The sequence below is a fragment of the Paludifilum halophilum genome, from assembly GCF_002245355.1.
GTDB lineage: Bacteria > Bacillota > Bacilli > Thermoactinomycetales > DSM-45169 > Paludifilum > Paludifilum halophilum.
This window is the reverse complement of sequence record NZ_NOWF01000006.1, coordinates 225,466-243,350: the sequence shown is the minus strand read 5'-3', so window position 1 is coordinate 243,350 and position 17,885 is coordinate 225,466. Positions and strand designations below refer to the sequence as shown.

The window sequence follows — 17,885 nt, the reverse complement described above, 5'->3', positions numbered from 1 at the left end:
CCAGGCCGATCGGAGGTCCCCTCCTTTCGCTATATCGGATTTTTCAAGATAAATGCGAATCATCCGTGCTATCGGGATATGTACCGATGGGGCCCATCATTATAATGATACTTTTCTATATATTATTACAAAAGGAAGAGAGGAAAAAGCCCGTATTTGCAGGTTTTTTTCGTTCTACTCCTACCCTGGATAAAATTTCTTTAAAATCGCTTGTGCGCTACCGAAGTTGCAAGGAGATCCTGAGTATCCATAGGTTTTAAAACTTACGGAAAAAAAGCGGGAAATGGACGATAAATCAGGGGCAGATTTTGTCGAATAATGTCGAAGTTTTAAAAACATAAAGGCCGCTTTCTATTGTATGATGGTACTGTACCCGAAGGCGGGAGAGAGCTGGTTCTCCTTCAGGCCTCCCGGGTGCGCAGACGGCGACGGAGCTTGTCGATCGTTTCAGGCAGTGGGGCTTAAACCCCTGATGTGTACAGGTTATACGAAACTGCCGGGAAACCCTCCGCTGTTCTCGGTTCAGAACCCTTTGGGTCGCTTCCGGGATGATGACAGCGTGGGAAGGGTGGGCTTTGTCTCCTAATCGCTGTTTTTTTGGTCTTGGTCCTTTCGAATGGAGGATTGTCCCTGAGCGGACGGTCCTCTTTTTTTGCCTCATTTTCTCTTGCGCTTGTCCTGATTTATCGATATCCTTCTGTTTAAACGATGAAGGAAGTTTCACGCTGAAATCTGTGAAAACTTTTGGGAACATATACAGGCCCATCCTTTGATAAAATGAAGTATCCGTCTTTCGATGGAAATCGCTGATGGACCTTGGATTCTTACCGATGGGGGAGCTTATGGATTTGGAAAAGCGTACACGGATGATCGTGGCGGTCGCCTTAGCGGTGCTGATGGCACTCATCACCGGTTGCGGACTGTTGTCCCCTTTTCAGACTGATGCAAAACCGAAGATGTCGAAGTGGGATCGGATGGCTCGAGAAAAAAATGAGAGCATGGATTTGAAAAAATTGAAGTTGGAACCCTATGCGGAAAAGGTAGGCGGGGAGTTGACGTCCCCAGAGTATGAGAAATTCGCCAGCAATACCCGGGTTCGTGTCGCCGGGTCTGCGGAAGACTACCGGGATTTTCGTGCAAAGGTCGCCTGGATTGAAGTGGAGAAAATCGATGGCCCCGACTCCTCGGATGAGGATCGCTTTTCCTATTATGCACCGTTGAAACAAGGAAAGTTTGATCAGACGATCCGGTTGTTTGCAGGCAAAGGGGAATACCGGGTGACTGTCCGGCTTCCCAGTACGAAAGAGAAGGATCGCTTTTATGATTTGGCTCAGTTTGAGGTGACCAATGTAAATCCCAACTGGAAACGGGATATCTCCCGAACCCGGATCGGCCGGGAAATGGATGTAAAAATCAGTCGACCGGTCAGTGGGTTGACTGAGGCGAAGGGTGCTTTCCAGCTGAAGGGATCGCTCGGCAAGCAGCCGAATCACAAGGTGATGATCCGTCTGGAGAAAGACGGTGAGCAATGGGAGCATTTGATTTCTACAAAGAATGGTCGCTTTTCCGCTCAAATTCCCCTCTTTTACGGGAAAGGGATTCATAAGTTGACGGTGTTAGTTCCGGACACTGACCGAGAAAATTATTTTAATGAAGCGGCCAGCTTATGGGTGAAAAACCGATCGGAAGAGAAACGAAACCCCATCGAGTACTTCAAACATTATGAAAAGCGGGGTGTGAAACTGGAGCAGCCTCTGTCCGGGGGAGGCAGCGGGAACATGAAGTACCGGATCAAAGGAAGGATCGATCCGGATGCCCCCTTCGCCGAAGAGACGGAAAACCTGATCGTTCAGACGAAAAAAGACGGCGAAGAGGCCACCTACTTTATCCCTGTGGAAAATTACCGGTTTGACGACACTTTTTGGCTCCGCTTCGGTCCCGGGGAATATGAAGTAACGGTGAACGTCCCGGAAATCACCGATGAGCGAAGGGACTACTTCCGATTTTTCGGAGTCGCCCGTTTTACAGTCCGAAACACGGCCGAGAAGGATTTGCGCAATCTTCTTCCCTCCCGGGGAATTCAATCGGATTCCGATCAGATTGAAAAACTGGCCCGGAAGTTGACCCGGGGGAAGGAAGGGGAGCGGGAGAAAGCTTTGGCTATCTATCAATATGTGGCGAAAAATGTTCGCTATGATGTGCAAAAGTTTAAAAACGACACCTTTGAATATGATGATAGTGCCCTGAAGACCCTGAGGGAAAAGGAAGGGGTTTGCCAGGACTACTCTTTCCTGACGATCGCACTGCTTCGTTCGATCGGCATCGAAACCCGTTTCGTTGAGGGATACGCCGACGGGAACCGGCACGCCTGGGTGGAAGTCAAAGTGGGGGGGCAGTGGTTGACGATGGATCCCACTTGGGGCGCTGGCTATATCGATGAGAATGACCGATTTATCCGTAAGTACTCCACAAAGTATTTTGATCCGGATCCCGCCGAGTTTCAAAAAACGCACCGGCGCACCGGGGTGATGTACTGATTTTCAGCTGTTTTTCCGAATTTCACCCGCCTGGCGGCGGGTTTTTCTTCTGTTTTTCTAAACCGGGCTTTTGCTATAGAGGAGGTGTGACGCGATGAAGGAACAAACAGCGGAGGCCGATTTTACTCACCGTGTCCGATCGGATGAAAAAGGAAAGATGGTGCGCCAGGTGCTGAAAAATCGGTTTCGTTTTTCCCGGCGTATGTTTCGTCGTCTGAAGCTGGGCCGGGGGATTCTCTTAAACGGAGAGCCGGTCTATCTCACTTCCCGCGTCCGTGCGGGGGATCTGCTGCGGGCGGTGTTGCCGGAGGAGGAACATGTGAAGATCGACCCTCAACCGGTTCCTTTAAGGATTGTGGAAGAAGATGAAGACCTGATCATTATTGATAAACAACCCGGTATCGTGGTTCATCCGACCAAAGGATATCGGGAAGGGACGTTGGCCAACGGTCTGGCTTATCACTGGAAGCAGAAAGGGGAGTTTCGTCCTGTTCGTCCCGTGACACGGCTGGATAAGGATACCTCGGGGTTGATCGTTTTTGCCAAACATGCTCATGCCCACGCCTTCCTGTCAGCACAGATGATCCGCCGCCGCTATAAGCGGGAGTACCTGGCAGTGGTCCGAGGAAAATTTCCTTCCGACGAGGGAAGGATCGATGCTCCGATCGCCCGTTCTCCCGATCATCCCGCCCGGAGAGCTGTGGTGGAAAATGGAGCGAAAGCAGTCACCCATTACCGAGTGATTGAGCGCTTTTCTGCGGCGACCGTTCTCCGTCTTCGCCTGGAAACGGGCCGGACCCACCAGATTCGCGTCCATCTTGCCCATCGAGGTCACCCGATCATCGGGGACGAAATGTACGGGGGAGACAGCAGCGATTTTCCCATGAACCGTCAAGCACTGCATGCTTCCTACCTCCGACTGATTCATCCTCGTGAGGACGCTGTCCGGGAGTGGAAATCCCGGCTTCCCCCAGATATCGAGCATTTGATCCATTCCCTCCGCTCCTGATGGGATTCCGGGAAAGGAGGGATTTTTTCATCGACAGAGAATATATAACGCAAAAGAGTGGGGGGAGACTGGCAACTATTTTTTAAAAAGGGGGAATATTCATGAGACGGGGGTTTTGGGTGATGATGGTGGTTTTTTTGTCAATGGCTATGGTGTTTCCCTCCGGTTGGATTCAAGCGGAAAAGGACGTCGGATCCCCGCCGCCGCCGAAGCCGATGGGGAAATGGGTGCCGGAGGATCCCGCAGGGACCCCGGGAACTTGGTTCCTGGGAGCGGAGCCTTCAAGTACGGAGGATAAACCGCCGGTTGTGTTTGTACAAGGGTTGCATGGTCAAGCCCAAAGCTGGTATGAAGATACAGAATATTACGGCATAAACGACATGTATGAATACGCTTACAACCATGGATACCGCACCGCCTTCGTTCAACTTCACGATGCCGGCGGCGAGGCGGCGGACATGTATGATAACGGGGAGCTTTTAGCCGGGATGTTGGAAGAAATCAGCGCTCACTTCGGAGAACCGGTCAATATCGTCGCTCACAGTAAAGGAGGAGTCGATTCACAGGCGGCTTTAATTCATTCGGGAGCTTGGCTCCATGTGGGCCGGGTTGTCACTCTGGCTTCTCCGCACCGGGGCTCTCATTTGGCGGATCTGGCTTACAGTTCGTGGGCGGGTTGGCTGGCGGAACTGCTGGGTGCCCGGGATCCCGGAACGGAATCTTTACAGACCGGATCGATGGAACAGTTTCGCTCCGTGACGGACTCTCATCCTGATGCGGAGAAGAATACGTATATCACCACGGCCGGTACTTCCTGGGGACCGTTTCCCTCCGCTCTGTGGACCGGGGGCGCTTATCTGTCCGCATACGGAGAGAATGACGGGCTGGTGAATCTGTGGAGTACCAGTCTCCCCTATGGACATCATCTGTTTACCGCCGATTACGACCACGATCAGATCCGTCTCGGCAGAACCTCCTTTCCCCGGATCGAACCTTACTTGAAAACGACGGACAAACTTTCCTCCGATGCTGACCGTTCTGAAGAAGTGGCAGCAGCAGCGATGGAAGAGTTTGCGGGGGAACCGGAGCGGATTGTAAACGGGGGACCCCTTGAAGCCGGAAAGCTGGTTGAACAAAGCATTCCTGTGAACTCTGGTGAACAAGAAGCGGTTTTTAGCGTCATGACTGACAATGCCGAAGATAGGGTGGTTCTTGTTTCTCCGTCGGGACGAACGTATAACCCGGAAAGTCGAGAATACTTTCGCGGGAAGGATTCACAGATTTTCAGCGGGGCTCATGTACAAGCTTTCAGAATCGATCAACCGGAAGCAGGAGATTGGAACATTCGTATCACCAGTTCGGAGGGCGGCGCTTATTTGTTGACAACCACGTTTACAGGGGCAAATTCCGTCCAACTGCAGCTGAACCCGCCGAATCGATCCGGTGAGAAAGTGCCGGTTCGATTGAAAATGAAAGACCCTCAGCGGTGGCAACTAGACCGCTTCGATGTACAGATGAGAGTGGTTCCCCCTGAAACAGGAAAGACCGAGGCGACGGAGGAAAAAATGTACCGCGGTCGATTGACTCCGTCGCAAAAGGAAGAGACCGGTGTCTTTACAGGGGAACTGCCTGCGTTGAAAGATTCCGGGGTTTATAATCTGACCCTGGATATCCGCGGGATGACTCGGAAAGGCGAATCCTTCCGACGAACCGTCATCCAATCTTTTTATGTACCGGATCGGGATTAATCAATTCCCCCGATGGAGATAAAGCTGAAAGCCCCGGGATTTGTTTCCCGGGGCTTTCAGCTTATTTACCATGAATGCCCGGCGTATGATTTCGACGGGAACGGGTCATAATGTATAGTGAATGGAGGAGATGGACATGGACTGGTCTGTTCTTACCCTGTGGGAATGGCAAGCAATGACGACCGTTACTTTGTTGTCCGCCGGTCTGGCTTGGTGGACCAAACGACGCCTTTTCCGAGCGACGGCTTTGGGAGGGATTGCTGTCATCCTGCTGTCAGTCTCCCTGTGGGACTTGGTCAGCCCGGGATGGACCCTCCTCGGAATCAGCGGAGGAGCTTTACTCCTGCTATTGATGGCCAAGCAAATTCTGGAACCGGCCAGGGACTCGTCCGGCCGGTAAGCCTTTTGTTTTATCCTGATAAAACTTATTAATAGTTTTCACCCCGTTAACACGGGGTTTTTTGCGTTGAACGCAAGTGTTGGGTACAATGAACCCGATTCATCTACAGGGGGGGGGGGAGCTGTACCCCGAAGTGACACCAAAGAAGGAGGGATTCGTATGGGGCGAGGCGTAGCCTGGGTGACAGGCGGCGTTTCCGGTCTTGGGGCGATGACAGCGAAAAAATTGGCCGAAGAGGGATACCGCGTTGCCGTCAATTACCGCAGGAGTCAGGAAAAAGCGGAGCGATTGGCGGAGGAGGTTCGGGAGACGGGCGGGAAGGCGATGACCTTGCAGGGGGATGTCTCTCTCCTTTCCGATGTAAAAAGAATGGCGGGGACGATTCGAACGCATTGGGGGGGAGTGGATGTACTGGTCTGCGCCGCAGGTCCTTTTCTGTTTCGACGGATTCCCGCCTTGGAGATGACGGATGATCAGTGGCGGGAAATGGTGGAAGGGAATCTGAGCGGCGTTTTTCACTGCGTCCGGCAGGTGGTTCCCGGGATGAGGGAGAAAAATTGGGGGCGCATCGTCACCTTCGGTTTTCCCGATGTACAAAACGCTCCTTCCTGGGAGGGCTATTCCGCCTATGCCGCGGCCAAGGCCGGGCTGGTCTCCTTGACCCGGACCTTGTCCGAGGAAGAGGCTCCCTATGGGATTACTGTCAATATGGTATGTCCGGGGGATATCCGCGATCCCTACAAAGAAGCGCCGATCCGGGCCGCCCGGGGGAAGACAGATCCGCGCAACCCTGTCGGCCGCCCCGGCACTGGAGAAGACCTGGCTCGTGTGATCCGGTTTTTGGCCGATCAGGACTCCGATTTTATCACGGGTGCTGTCATTCCTGTCACCGGGGGATTTGACAATCAAGATTTTCAGGCAGAAAGGTAGAGACGAAAAGACCCTTTTCATCACCGATTCCTGCTTCAGACCTATGCTGTTCGGGGACGGATCTAGAAACAAAGAAGTTGTAACAAAACAGGGTGACTTTGCGTTATAATGAGAGGGTGTTATTTCGACACATTTCGGGTCCCGGGTTTCTTCACAACATACCAACCCAGTCCGAACCAGAAAGAAGAACCGATCAGTCCGATGATCAGACCGCCGGGGCCATACATTTTCCACAGCAGGAAGGATGCGAGAATGCCGACGACGCCGGTTAACCGGCTGGCGAAGGCAGCAGCTTTTACGTTCATGGGATCACCTCGCATCCACTATACCATACCGCTGAACAAGAAAGTAAAGGAGATGGATGGTATCGGAGAAACGGCGGATCAAAAAGCTTAATTTCCAATATTTGTGATAGGTTGATCATTGACTTTTTCTTTATTTGTTATGATTTTTTGAAGGGTTGGACACAACAGGGATCCCTTCGGAAACGCTTTTTCATCGAAGGATGTCGAATCGGTTGAAGCGTGGATGAGGATCAACCGGTCTGCAGGGGGTTTTTTATCATGGATGATTTTCGAATGGGACGGGACAATGTCCCTTCCCGATCGGGCTCGAAAGCCCGAAGTTTCGGGCGTTCTCGATCGCCGGTTCGGAGAAAAGGGAACAATAAGAAGAAGAAGTTCCGCTTTTTTAATAAGAAATGGATCTTATTAGTTCTTTTAACGACGGTTTTGTTAGTGGTCGGCGGTTGTTCCGCCGTTCTGATGTCCGCGCCGACGTATAAAAGCATGGATGAGGTTATCAAGGATATGAAAAAAACCTCCGTGGTCATGGACACCAACGGAAAGGAAGCCATGAAGCTCGGAGGAGAAAATCTCGAATATGTAAAGCTGGAAGACGTGAAATCCAAGGAATTACCTGAAGCCTTTGTCAAGGTGGAGGACGAGCGCTTCTATGAACACAACGGAGTAGACTACTGGGGTCTGGGCCGGGCGGTGGTTAAAAACATTATCGCTCTAGGCAAGGCGGAGGGTGCCAGCACGATCACGATGCAAGTGGCCCGAAACACGATCCTGGATAGTAGAAAAAAAACCTATACCAGGAAGTTGAGAGAGATCGGTGTAGCGGTCAACCTGGACCGGAAATTCAAAAAGGAAAAGATTCTGGAGGTGTACCTTAACTACATCGACTTCGGTAACGGTGTTAAAGGCATTAAGATGGCCGCCAAGATCTATTTTGGCAAGGATATCACCAAGGAAAAGCTGGAGCCGCAGGAGATCGCCATGCTGGCGGGTATGCCGAAGGCTCCCTACGGATATGATCCCTACAAATATCCGGAAAAAGCCAAACAACGGCGCAATGTCGTGCTGATGAAGATGGCGGAGGACAGCACCCGGCCTCCTATCATTACCGAAAAGGAGAAGGAGCAGGCTCAGAAGACCCCGTTGGGTGTGGACAAGAAATACCTGGCGGAACACCTGAAGTCGAATTCCTACAGCGCTTATAAAGCTTACATGATGGATGAGGTTGAAAAGCGTTACCCGCAGATCAGCCAGAAAGAGCTGGTGAACGGCGGGTACAAGGTTTACACGGCTCTGGATCCCAAGGCTCAGGAATCCGCCCAGAAAGCGGTCAAGAACGACGAGTATTACCAGGGGCATGAGGAATTGGACGCCGGTCTGACGATGATGGATCCCCGGAAGGGGGAAGTGGTGGCCGTCGGCGGCGGGCGAAACTATCTGCCCGGGTACAAGTTGCGAGCCACCGAAAATCATCAGCCGGGATCGACTATCAAACCAATCACGGTATACTCTCCATTGATCCAGGAGGAAGGGTACAACGAACACTACCCCGTGAAAGATGAGCCGATCCGTATTGGCGAGTGGGAGCCGAAAAACTATACCGGTCAATTCTATGGTACGATTCCGATGCAGGAAATGGTGGAGAAATCCCTCAATGCATCGACTGTCCGGCTGTTGAAAGAGCAAGTCGGACTGTCAACCGCCGCCAAATACGGTGAAAAGGCCGGGTTGAAATTGGAGGAAAAGGACAGCAAAAGTTATGCCGCTTTGGCTCTGGGCGGTCTCACCAAAGGGGTGGATACGGTTCAGATGGCTCAGGCCTACTCCGCCCTGGCCAATAACGGAGCCAATATCCAGGCCCATACCGTCCGGAAGATTGTGGGGCCGAACGGTGAAGAGTTGACCCCGAAGACGAAACCGAAAAAAAACCGGGTTTACAGCAAGAAGACGGCTTACTACATGACCCGCATGCTGGAGAGTGTGGTACAGGAGGGGACCGGGGTGAATGCCCAGCTGCCCGGCGGACGTCCGGTGGCCGGGAAGACCGGAACGACCCAGAATAGTAAAGAAGCCTGGTTCGTCGGTTATACCCCCCAATATGTCACGGCGGTGACGGTGTTTAAGACCAAGGAAAACGAGGACCTGCAGCTGACCGGGGGCAGTTATCCGGCCAAAATGTTTAAACAAGTGATGGCGGACGCTCTCAACGGGAAAAAGGCGATTCCCTTTAAGAATCCGGGTGTTCCGGAACCACAGCCGCCCTTTGAGCTGAAGCCTGTCTCCGATCTGAGCGGAAGCTTTGACGGCAACGGAGCGGTCAACCTGAAATGGACGGATTACGCGAATCGCGTCAAATACAGAGTACAGCGCTCCGAAGATCAGTCCGACTGGCAGGATATCGGAGAAACTGAGAAGGGCAGCTTCAGCGACAGCAACATCAAAGTGCCGGAGAGTAACGCTCTGGAGGATTTCTTCGGCGGAAAGTCTAAGAAATACTATTATCGGGTAATCGCTGTCGATACCCAGGCTGAAGGTGACGATCCGGCGGAAGCCAAACCCTCTAACGTGGTTGGAGTCACAGTTGCCAAGAAATCGGAGGAGGAACCGCCGGATGAAGAGCGGGGTGATGAGGAGGGCGATGAGCATCCGGGAGAAGAACAACAGCCGGGAGAAGATCAGCGTTCTGAAGACCAAGACCCCAGCACCCCGTTACCCGGTGATGAAGGGACCGGAAATCAGGAACCTGGTAACGAACAAGGCAATCAGGGCGATGAAAACGGAAACGGTAATCAGGGAAACAACGAAGGTGACGAAAATGATGACGGAGACGGCGGGTTCTTCGGATGATCCCGCCATGATGGACCGGCAAAAATTGCCGGTCTTTTTTTGTTTTTTGTCTCCCGGGTATATTGGATTTCATTTTGAAATTAAGTAGTATAGAGATAACGGATTTTCTGTTATTTATTGAAAGAGATAGAGATATTTTTCGTTGAGGGCGGAACCGAGAATGGGGGGTTAGGAAGATGGATGAGCGGCATAACGGGGGAGAACCATCTCCGGACTCGGAACGGGTGGGTTCGCGGCTGGAAGAGCGTGGCCGCCGGGGAAAAAGGCGGCGGAAGTTTTTTAATAAAAAATGGCTTTTGCTGGTCGTGACCACGACCTTGCTGCTGGCGGTTGCCGGCTGTTCCGCAGTGATGATATCCGCCAAGTCCATGCCCTTGGAAAAATTAGAAGAGATACAGTTTGCTTCTACGATTTATGATGTGAACGGAAATTTGGTCACGAAACTGGGTTCTACTAACCGGGAATATGTGAAGATGAATCGAATCAAATCCCGGGAATTGATTGAAAAAACGTTTATCGCTGTGGAAGACAAACGTTTCTATGAACATAACGGGGTGGACTACCGAGGGATCGCCCGGTCCGTTTATCACAATATCTTGGAAGGGCGCCGAGCGGAAGGAGCCAGTACCATCACCATGCAGGTGGCCCGGAATGTGGTATTGGAGAACCGGACCAAAACTTATACGCGCAAATTGCAGGAAGTGGCGGTCGCCTGGAACTTGGAGAGGAAGTACGGTAAAAAGGAGATTCTCGAGGCATATTTGAACATCATCTATTTCGGCAATGATGTGCAGGGAATTCAGATGGCTTCCAAGATCTATTTCGACAAGGATCTGACCGAGGAGGAGCTGGAGCCGCAGGAAGCGGCTCTCTTGGCCTCCCTTCCCAAAGCCCCCTCCACCTATAATCCGTATCACAACCCGGAGGAGGCGAAACAGAGGCGCAATCTCGTCCTGGGATTGATGGCGGAACAGGGTGTGATCACGGAAGCGGAGAAAGAGAAATATCAGAAGACGGATCTGGGAGTCGACCGTCAATATCTGACCAAGCATTTGAAGGACGATGATTATCAGGCGTATAAGCATTACGTTATGATGGAGGCCAGCCAACGTTTCGGCATTCCGGAAGAGGAGTTGGCCACCGGGGGGTATAAGATCCGTACCCATCTGCTTCCCCGGGCCCAAAAAGCCATGGTGAAAGCTTTTCATGATGACGCCCTGTTTGAAAACAATGAGCATCTGGACGGCGGGGCGACGGTGGTCAACCCGAAAACCGGAGGAATCGCCGCTATCGCTGGTGGACGGGAGTATCAGGGCACCGGCTATATCCTTCGTTCCGCGGAGGAAATGAAGCAGCCGGGCTCCTCGATCAAGCCGGTCACGGTCTTCGCCCCTGCGGTGGAGGAAAAAAATTATACGGAATACACGCAGGTCCCTGATCCTCCGGATTTCCGGATCAAGTCGTGGAAACCAGAGAATTTCCAGAATCGATCTTTCGGGGAATTGCCGATGAAAGAGGTTGTGGCAAAGTCTCTCAATGTGGCGACCGCGTGGTTATTGAAAAACGAAGTCGGATTGGATACAGCCGTTCGCTATGCGGAACAAGCGGGTCTCGATCTGCATGCGAAGGACCGTTCCTCTTATGCGGCGTTGGCCCTCGGCGGCTTGACCCGGGGAGTCAATACGGTGGATATGGCTCAGGCTTACACTCCCTTCATCCACAACGGAAAAATGAGGAAAGCCCACGCGATCGAGAGTATTTCCATTTCGGATCAGGAATGGGAGTCAGAAGGGGATTATGCGGAGGAACGCCAAGTGTTCTCCCCGAAAACCGCTTATTATATGACCCGGATGTTGCATTACAATGTCGAACAGGGAACGGGAACTTCCGCCCAATTGCCCGACGGCAGGGATGTAGCGGGGAAAACCGGGACGACCCAGGAAAGCAAAACGGCATGGTTTGTGGGCTATACCAACGAATATGTGATGTCCGCCATGGTTTATAACGAATCGGAAGGCCGGGTGGAATTGTCCGGAGGAGCGTACCCCGCCAAGATCTTCCGCCGAGTGATGGCAGAGGTGGTGAAGGGGACCCCGGTCAGTCGGTTTCAAAACCCGGGAGTGAAGCCTCCGGAGCCGCCCTTCCAACTGAAACCCGTCAACCTGAAAGGGTCTTACGAGAGCGGAGACCAGGCGATCCAGCTGAGCTGGAACGATTATTCCGATCGGGTCCGGTACCAGGTGGAACGGTCTGAGGACGGATCGGACTGGGAAGCAATCGCTGAAACCTCCAACGGGACCTATCAGGATCGAAACATCGTCGTTCCTCCGCCGCAAACCGGCGACGAACAGCTGGATGAGATCTTCGGAGGAGCCCGGCAATACGCATACCGCGTCGTCGCCATCGATACGGAAACGGATCAACGGGCCGACCCTTCCAATGTGGTGACCGTTCGTATCCATCCGCCTGAAGAAGGTTCCCCACCGGAGGAAGGGGATGAGGAAGGCGATCCGGGTGGAGGAGAACAGGAAGGGGATCAAACCGGTGAAGAGGAAGGGGATCCCGGAGACGACCAGGGTGATCTTCCCGGAGACGACCAGGGAGATTCCCCCGGAGATCAGGATGGAGGAGATGAAGAAGGGAATGAGGAAGGGGATCAAGGAGAAAATCCTGAGGCACCGGGAGACCAGGGAGAAGGAACTCCCATTATCCCTCCCCCCTCCGATGAGGAGTAGAAAGCCCGAAGAAAGAAATGATTTCCCCCGCATGCCCGGTTTTTTCAAAGAAAACCGGTTTTTTTTATGGCTGTCGGTGTTTCCGGCCGCTGTGCGACTGTGCCGAAGGGGAGTCATCGCAGTTCTATCCGGGGTTTGTCCTCAATAGACTAGTTCTACGGGACGAGTTTTGGCCGGGGAGGGGTCGTGTTGGTATTGCATGAACGTTGGGTGACGGCGGCCCGTGTCGGTTTCACCTATATCGGTACGGTCGTCGGAGCAGGCTTTGCATCAGGGCAGGAAATCATGCAGTTTTTTACGGCATATGGAATCGACGGTATTTGGGGAATCTTGGCGGTGACGGCTTTGTTCTCCTGGCTGGGGACCCGGATGATGCTGATGGGAGCGCGCCTCAAAGCCCATTCCTACGAAGAGTTTAATAACTATCTGTTTGGGGAACGGTGGGGTCGTTGGATGAATCTCTTCGTGGGAGTCGTTCTGTTTGGCGTGACTACAGCGATGATGTCAGGAACCGGGTCCTTGTTCCAGGAGCAGTTGGGATGGTCCTTTCACCTAGGGGTGATTGTCACCTCCACACTTGCTTTTCTGATTATTTTGCGGGGAATGGAGGGGATCCTTTCGATTAATTCCCTGGTGGTTCCCCTGATGTTTCTCTTTACCATGATGGTGGGAATTCAGGGGTTGAAAACATCGGGGATGGCGGGGTTTTTGTCGGTGGAGGCCACAGCTCAAGGGCATTGGCTCATTTCGGCCGTCACTTATGTCGCTTTTAACTTGGCGATGTCGCAGGCGGTGTTGGTTCCCTTGGGAGGAGAGATGCAGGACGAGAAGACGCTTCGGCTGGGAGGACTGCTGGGAGGAGTGGGTCTGGGGGTGATGTTATTATCCAGCAATTTCGCCCTCGCTTTGAAAACGCCGGACATTTACGGGATGGAAATTCCCATCGCCTTGGTGATCGCCGCATTGGGAGAGGGAATGAAATACTTTTTTCTGGCCGTGATGTGGGGGGAGATTTTTACCACGCTGATCGGCAATGTATACGGACTGGCCGCCAATCTGGAGCAGGTGTTTCCTTTCCGGATCAATACCCTGATGGGAATGATCTTCGTCGTCGGTTATATTTGTTCCCTGATCGGTTTTCCGGTTCTGGTGGGTTATATTTATCCGGTTTTCGGTTATTGCGGCATCATCGTCCTGCTATTGTTAGTGTTGCGCAAATATCCCCGGTATTGAGAAAAGGACAAGGAGGAGATCGAGATGGAGTTGAACCAGGCGATCCGAACCCGCCGCAGTGTCGGGAAAGTAGGTTCCGCCACACCGGACCGGCATTTGATCGAAAGGGTGTTGGAGGCCGCCCGGTGGGCCCCTAACCATCACATGACTCAACCCTGGAAGTATTTTGTGCTGATCGAGGATGCCCGACACCGTTTGGGTGAAGTGTTCAAGGAGATTAAAGCGGAGGGCATGTCTCCCTCGGAGCGGGAAGCGTGTGCCGACCAGTTGGAAAGGGCCCGGCGAAAACCCCTTCGGGCACCCGTGATTATCGCAGCGGCGGTGACACCCTCTGACGATCCGAAAGTGGAGGAGATCGAAGAGATTTGTGCAGTTGCCTCTGGAGTACAGAATGCATTGTTGACCGCCCACGCCTTGGGACTGGGTGCCATCTGGCGAACGGGAAAAGCGGCCTATTCCCCGAAAATGAAAAAGTTTTTCGGACTCGGGGAGTCGGAGACCCTGCTGGGTTTTCTGTATATCGGTTATCCGTCGATCATACCGAAAGAACGTCCCCGGGTATCCCTGCAGGAAAAGGTAGAGTGGTGGGAGCGGTAGCCTAGAAGCGTTGGAAAGGAAAGGAGCGCCGAAAGGAAGCGCTTACGCCAAAGGAGGCGAGACGGGATGAACTTGTTGACGGTAATCCTTGTCGCCTATCTGATCGGATCACTGCCGATCACCGCCTTCTATTCCAAAAAAGGTTTTCGGAGGGATTTATCGTCTCGGTCGGCTGCAGGGTTCCGCCGGGAGCCGCTTTTGTCGGTCGGGATGGAGATGGGTAAGGGAGCGTTGGCCGCTCTGTTGGGGCTGGTTCTTCACGGATGGACCGGGGCCGCTTTTGCATCTATCGCTGTTGTGCTGGGTCAGATTTACCCCGTATTTACCGGTTTTCGCGGTGGGAGGGGAGCGGCGGTTTCCGCCGGAGCTCTCTTGATCATGAGTCCGCTTTTGGTTTTGATCGGGATCGGAATTTATTGGGCTCTTCTGTTCGTTACCCGTTATCGTTCCATTTCCATGGTCTCGGCCGTGATTTGTGTCATGGTGCTGACTCTGGTTTTATTTCCGGAACTGTATGTCATTCTGGTGGTCTTTGGCTTAGGAAGTCTGGTTTTGTTACGCTATGCGGGATCCGTGCGACGTTGGCGGAAGGGGACGGAGCCCCCTTTTCGATGGAGAGGATTGGGCCGATGGAGGTGAGGGATCGTTCTGATGCAGAAACAGGTCCGCGACGTGGCCGAATGTCGCGGACCTGTTTTTTGCCGGGAAAAGCGATTTATTCGTCGTCTCCCTCAAATAGATCGCCGAAGAAGCCGCCTTCGTCGTCTCCTTCTTCCGATTCACCGCCAAAGAGATCTTCGAAAAACCCGCCTTCCTCTTCGGACTCCTCTTCCGGTGTCTCTTCTTCGGAGCTCTCTTCCTCTTCGGCGGCTTCGGCTTCATCTTCAGTAAGCTCGTCCATCAATTCAGACAGGACAACACCGCCCAGGACACCTGCGGCAAAACCGCCGACGGCGCCTCCGATTTTGGAGAACCCGCCGTGCTTATGTTCCCCGGAGGTTCCGGAAAAGCGCGGGTAAGCGTAGGCATCGGGGTTTTCCACCATTTCCAACAACAGACTCTGCAAGTGTTCCACCAGTCGGTCGGATTCGTCGAGGAGCTCGTTTTCCAGGTGTACTTCCCGGCGAATCTCTTTCTCTCCGAAGAAGGAAAACAAGTCGACCTCCAACATCAGACGCAATCCTGTATCCTCATAGGCGGCCACGAATTCCACTTCCTCTACCCGATCCTGCAGAAAGGAAGTGGGGAATAGTTCAAATTCCTGAACATAGCCGTTAAAGGAACGGGAATCGTATTTTTCCCGCAGTCCCAACTCTTCGAAGGCTGTCAGTACCTTTTGCAAGCGGTGGGGCGGATGAACCCGGATATAATCGTGATCCGAATGATCCACTCCGGCGGCGATATCTAAATGAGTGATAAAGTAGTAGACGACTTGATTGCCGGAAAGCGGAAGATCCTGCGGTAACTCACAGGAAAAGGGGAAACTTTTCTTTTCCTCGGGATGGACCGTGAAGGATTCATGAAAGGGAAAACGAGCGATAACGTGAGAAAAGTCCCTTTCCTTAACCCGGATACTCATCAGCAGTTCCACATCAATCCGGTTGATCTTTTGCTCGACGGTTCCTCCCTGGATGGTCAGCTCTCCGCTGACCGGCTCCCCCGGTGTGTAGTCTTCCCGGTCCAACACTAAGTCCACTTTGGCTCCGCCTTTTCCCAGCTTGGCCATCAGATTTTTAAGCACCGATCTACCTCCTCAAGAAGATCAAAAACGTTCAGGCTGTTATGGCTACTCTCATGGGATCGGGTGCGCTCAAAGGAACGGATGGATCTCCCGTTCCCGGATGATCAGCCTGAAACTACCTCTACATTAGCGAAAAAAATAGAGGTTGCCCACCTTTTTTATTGATTTGTAACATAAAAAAATGTTGCAGAAAAAGGGAACCAGCCGATGGCCATCAGCTGGTTCCCCGGGGTTTTTATCGATTAAGAGGCGGAGTTGACATGAAGGAGTATTTTTTTCGGATGGTCTGCAATCGGTTTGACCAAAAGCCGGGTTATCCAGCGTTCATGGGCTTCCGCTACGGTGAAAAGCCAACCGTCGCTTCGGACTTGATCTCCGATTTCGGGAACTTTACCCAGCCGCGAAAAAAACCAGCCGCCGATCGTATCGTTACCGGGGTCTTCGATGGCGGTCCGAAGGTGTTCGTTGACTTCTTCAATCAGCAGACGGGGATCGAGCAGGATGCCTTCCTCTCCGGTTTGGAGGGGAGGCGGCTCATCGTCGAATTCGTCCTGAATGTCACCGAAAATCTCTTCGATGATGTCTTCCGTCGTTACCAAACCTGCTGTTCCCCCGTATTCATCCACTACAATGGCCATACCGGCTTTACTTTTTTGAAGATTGCGCAGGATTTTGGTCAGTTCCATCGTCTCCGGGACCAGCACTTCCGGTCGGGCGATTTTTTCCAAGGAAATGGTTTTTTCCAACAGTAAGGCCTCATAGACATCCCGAATGTGCACGATACCGATGATGTCGTCCTTGTCCTTGTCGCACAGCGGAAAACGGGTATGGTTGGAGCTTTGCATAATGGCCCAGTTTTCCTTCAGGGTTTGATCTTTGTACAGGCAGACCATGTTGACCCGGGGGACCATAATTTCACGGCCCATCCGGTCGGCAAATTGAAAGACATTGTCGAACAGGGTGAACTCCGTCTGGTCGATCACCCCGTTGCGATGGCTTTGGGCCATTACCATACGGATATCCTCTTCAGTGTGGGCCTGTCGATCATCCTCCGAATCGACGCCCACCCAGCTCCGAATTTTGTCAGCGGAACCGTTGAGCATTGCGATAAAGGGTTTGAACAGACGGTGAAACGCGTAGAGAGGACCTGACGTCCACAGAATGATCCGTTCCGCGTGATGAATCGCCAGGGATTTAGGGGTCATTTCACCCAAAACGATATGGAGGAGGGTGAGGATGGCGAAAGCGATGATAAAGGCTGCCGCATGGATGGACCACATCGGCAGACCGATGGTGGAGAGGAAGGGTTTGATCATTTTGGCGATGGTCGGTTCTCCGATCCACCCCAAGCTGAGAGAGGCCAGGGTGATTCCCAGCTGGGTGGCGGAAAGATAAGAGTCCCGGTTGGACAATATTTTCTCCGCTATACCGGCTCGTTTTTCCTTCAACTGTGCGATTTGCGTCTGCCGTACTCGGGTGAGGGCAAACTCCGACGCCACGAAGAAACCGTTAAGCAACACCAAAAGGACCACTAAGATCACATAAAAGGCGATACTTAAAACGCCGTCCCCGTCCAAAGCAACATTACCTCCCAGGAGAAAAGGTGTACTTATCTTCGGAAGAGTGTGATTAAAAAGCGTCAAGGGTAGAAAGGAGTTGACTGATCCGTCTTTATCGATGATCGGCACACCATATTCCCTTGAACAGCTGGATTGATACCATTGTATCGAAAATGAGCAAAAAAAAGTAGTCTTTCCCGGGAATCGATGCTTTTAGAATGCGTTGAGGGTTGTAGGGTTCTATGCT

13 protein-coding genes are annotated in these 17,885 nt (G+C 52.5%); 10 read left to right on the top strand and 3 right to left on the bottom strand.

What is annotated here, in order from left to right; translation table 11 throughout:
* The first annotated feature begins 848 nt into the window (after positions 1 to 848).
* The 5 genes from CHM34_RS11515 (at position 849) to CHM34_RS11495 (ending at position 6,624) form a co-directional block, all read left to right on the top strand.
* On the top strand, positions 849 to 2,537 hold the full coding sequence (locus CHM34_RS11515) for a transglutaminase domain-containing protein (RefSeq protein ID WP_169713704.1): 1,689 nt from the start codon (positions 849 to 851) through the stop codon (positions 2,535 to 2,537).
* 94 nt (positions 2,538 to 2,631) lie between these two features.
* Entirely contained in the window at positions 2,632 to 3,546 is a 915-nt protein-coding gene (locus CHM34_RS11510; protein WP_094264749.1) for an RluA family pseudouridine synthase, read from the top strand.
* Between the two features lie 101 nt (positions 3,547 to 3,647).
* On the top strand, positions 3,648 to 5,294 hold the full coding sequence (locus tag CHM34_RS11505) for an esterase/lipase family protein (protein WP_094264748.1): 1,647 nt from the start codon (positions 3,648 to 3,650) through the stop codon (positions 5,292 to 5,294).
* 136 nt (positions 5,295 to 5,430) lie between these two features.
* Entirely contained in the window at positions 5,431 to 5,694 is a 264-nt protein-coding gene (locus CHM34_RS11500; RefSeq protein ID WP_094264747.1) for a hypothetical protein, read from the top strand.
* 159 nt (positions 5,695 to 5,853) lie between these two features.
* Positions 5,854 to 6,624, top strand: a complete 771-nt coding sequence (locus tag CHM34_RS11495; protein WP_094264746.1) for an SDR family oxidoreductase — start codon at positions 5,854 to 5,856, stop codon at positions 6,622 to 6,624.
* A gap of 119 nt (positions 6,625 to 6,743) precedes the next feature.
* On the opposite strand, the gene CHM34_RS11490 is transcribed toward CHM34_RS11495, so the two are convergent.
* On the bottom strand, positions 6,744 to 6,929 hold the full coding sequence (locus tag CHM34_RS11490) for a hypothetical protein (protein WP_094264745.1): 186 nt from the start codon (positions 6,927 to 6,929) through the stop codon (positions 6,744 to 6,746).
* 258 nt (positions 6,930 to 7,187) lie between these two features.
* Here CHM34_RS11490 and CHM34_RS11485 point away from each other — a divergent pair, with 258 nt between their 5' ends.
* The 5 genes from CHM34_RS11485 (at position 7,188) to CHM34_RS11465 (ending at position 14,977) form a co-directional block, all read left to right on the top strand.
* Positions 7,188 to 9,773, top strand: a complete 2,586-nt coding sequence (locus tag CHM34_RS11485) for a transglycosylase domain-containing protein (protein ID WP_094264744.1) — start codon at positions 7,188 to 7,190, stop codon at positions 9,771 to 9,773.
* A 176-nt stretch (positions 9,774 to 9,949) separates the two neighbouring features.
* Positions 9,950 to 12,508 carry a transglycosylase domain-containing protein gene (locus CHM34_RS11480; RefSeq protein WP_094264743.1) on the top strand — a complete coding sequence of 853 codons (2,559 nt, stop codon included), beginning with the start codon at positions 9,950 to 9,952 and terminating at the stop codon, positions 12,506 to 12,508.
* Between the two features lie 189 nt (positions 12,509 to 12,697).
* Complete coding sequence (locus CHM34_RS11475) at positions 12,698 to 13,741, top strand: YkvI family membrane protein (RefSeq protein ID WP_240511983.1); 1,044 nt, start codon at positions 12,698 to 12,700, stop codon at positions 13,739 to 13,741.
* Between the two features lie 24 nt (positions 13,742 to 13,765).
* The gene (locus CHM34_RS11470) at positions 13,766 to 14,338 is read left to right on the top strand and encodes a nitroreductase family protein (protein WP_094264742.1); all 573 of its coding nucleotides are present in this window, start codon (positions 13,766 to 13,768) and stop codon (positions 14,336 to 14,338) included.
* 66 nt (positions 14,339 to 14,404) lie between these two features.
* Complete coding sequence (locus CHM34_RS11465; RefSeq protein WP_094264741.1) at positions 14,405 to 14,977, top strand: glycerol-3-phosphate acyltransferase; 573 nt, start codon at positions 14,405 to 14,407, stop codon at positions 14,975 to 14,977.
* 76 nt (positions 14,978 to 15,053) lie between these two features.
* Here CHM34_RS11465 and CHM34_RS11460 read toward each other — a convergent pair whose 3' ends face one another.
* Together CHM34_RS11460 and CHM34_RS11455 are read right to left on the bottom strand one after the other, a co-directional pair.
* A complete protein-coding gene (locus CHM34_RS11460; protein WP_094264740.1) occupies positions 15,054 to 16,079 on the bottom strand; it encodes a sporulation protein in 1,026 nt (341 codons plus the stop codon).
* 242 nt (positions 16,080 to 16,321) lie between these two features.
* Positions 16,322 to 17,656 (bottom strand): hemolysin family protein, encoded by a 1,335-nt coding sequence (locus CHM34_RS11455; RefSeq protein WP_094264739.1) that lies wholly within the window; start codon positions 17,654 to 17,656, stop codon positions 16,322 to 16,324.
* Positions 17,657 to 17,885 lie beyond the last annotated feature (229 nt).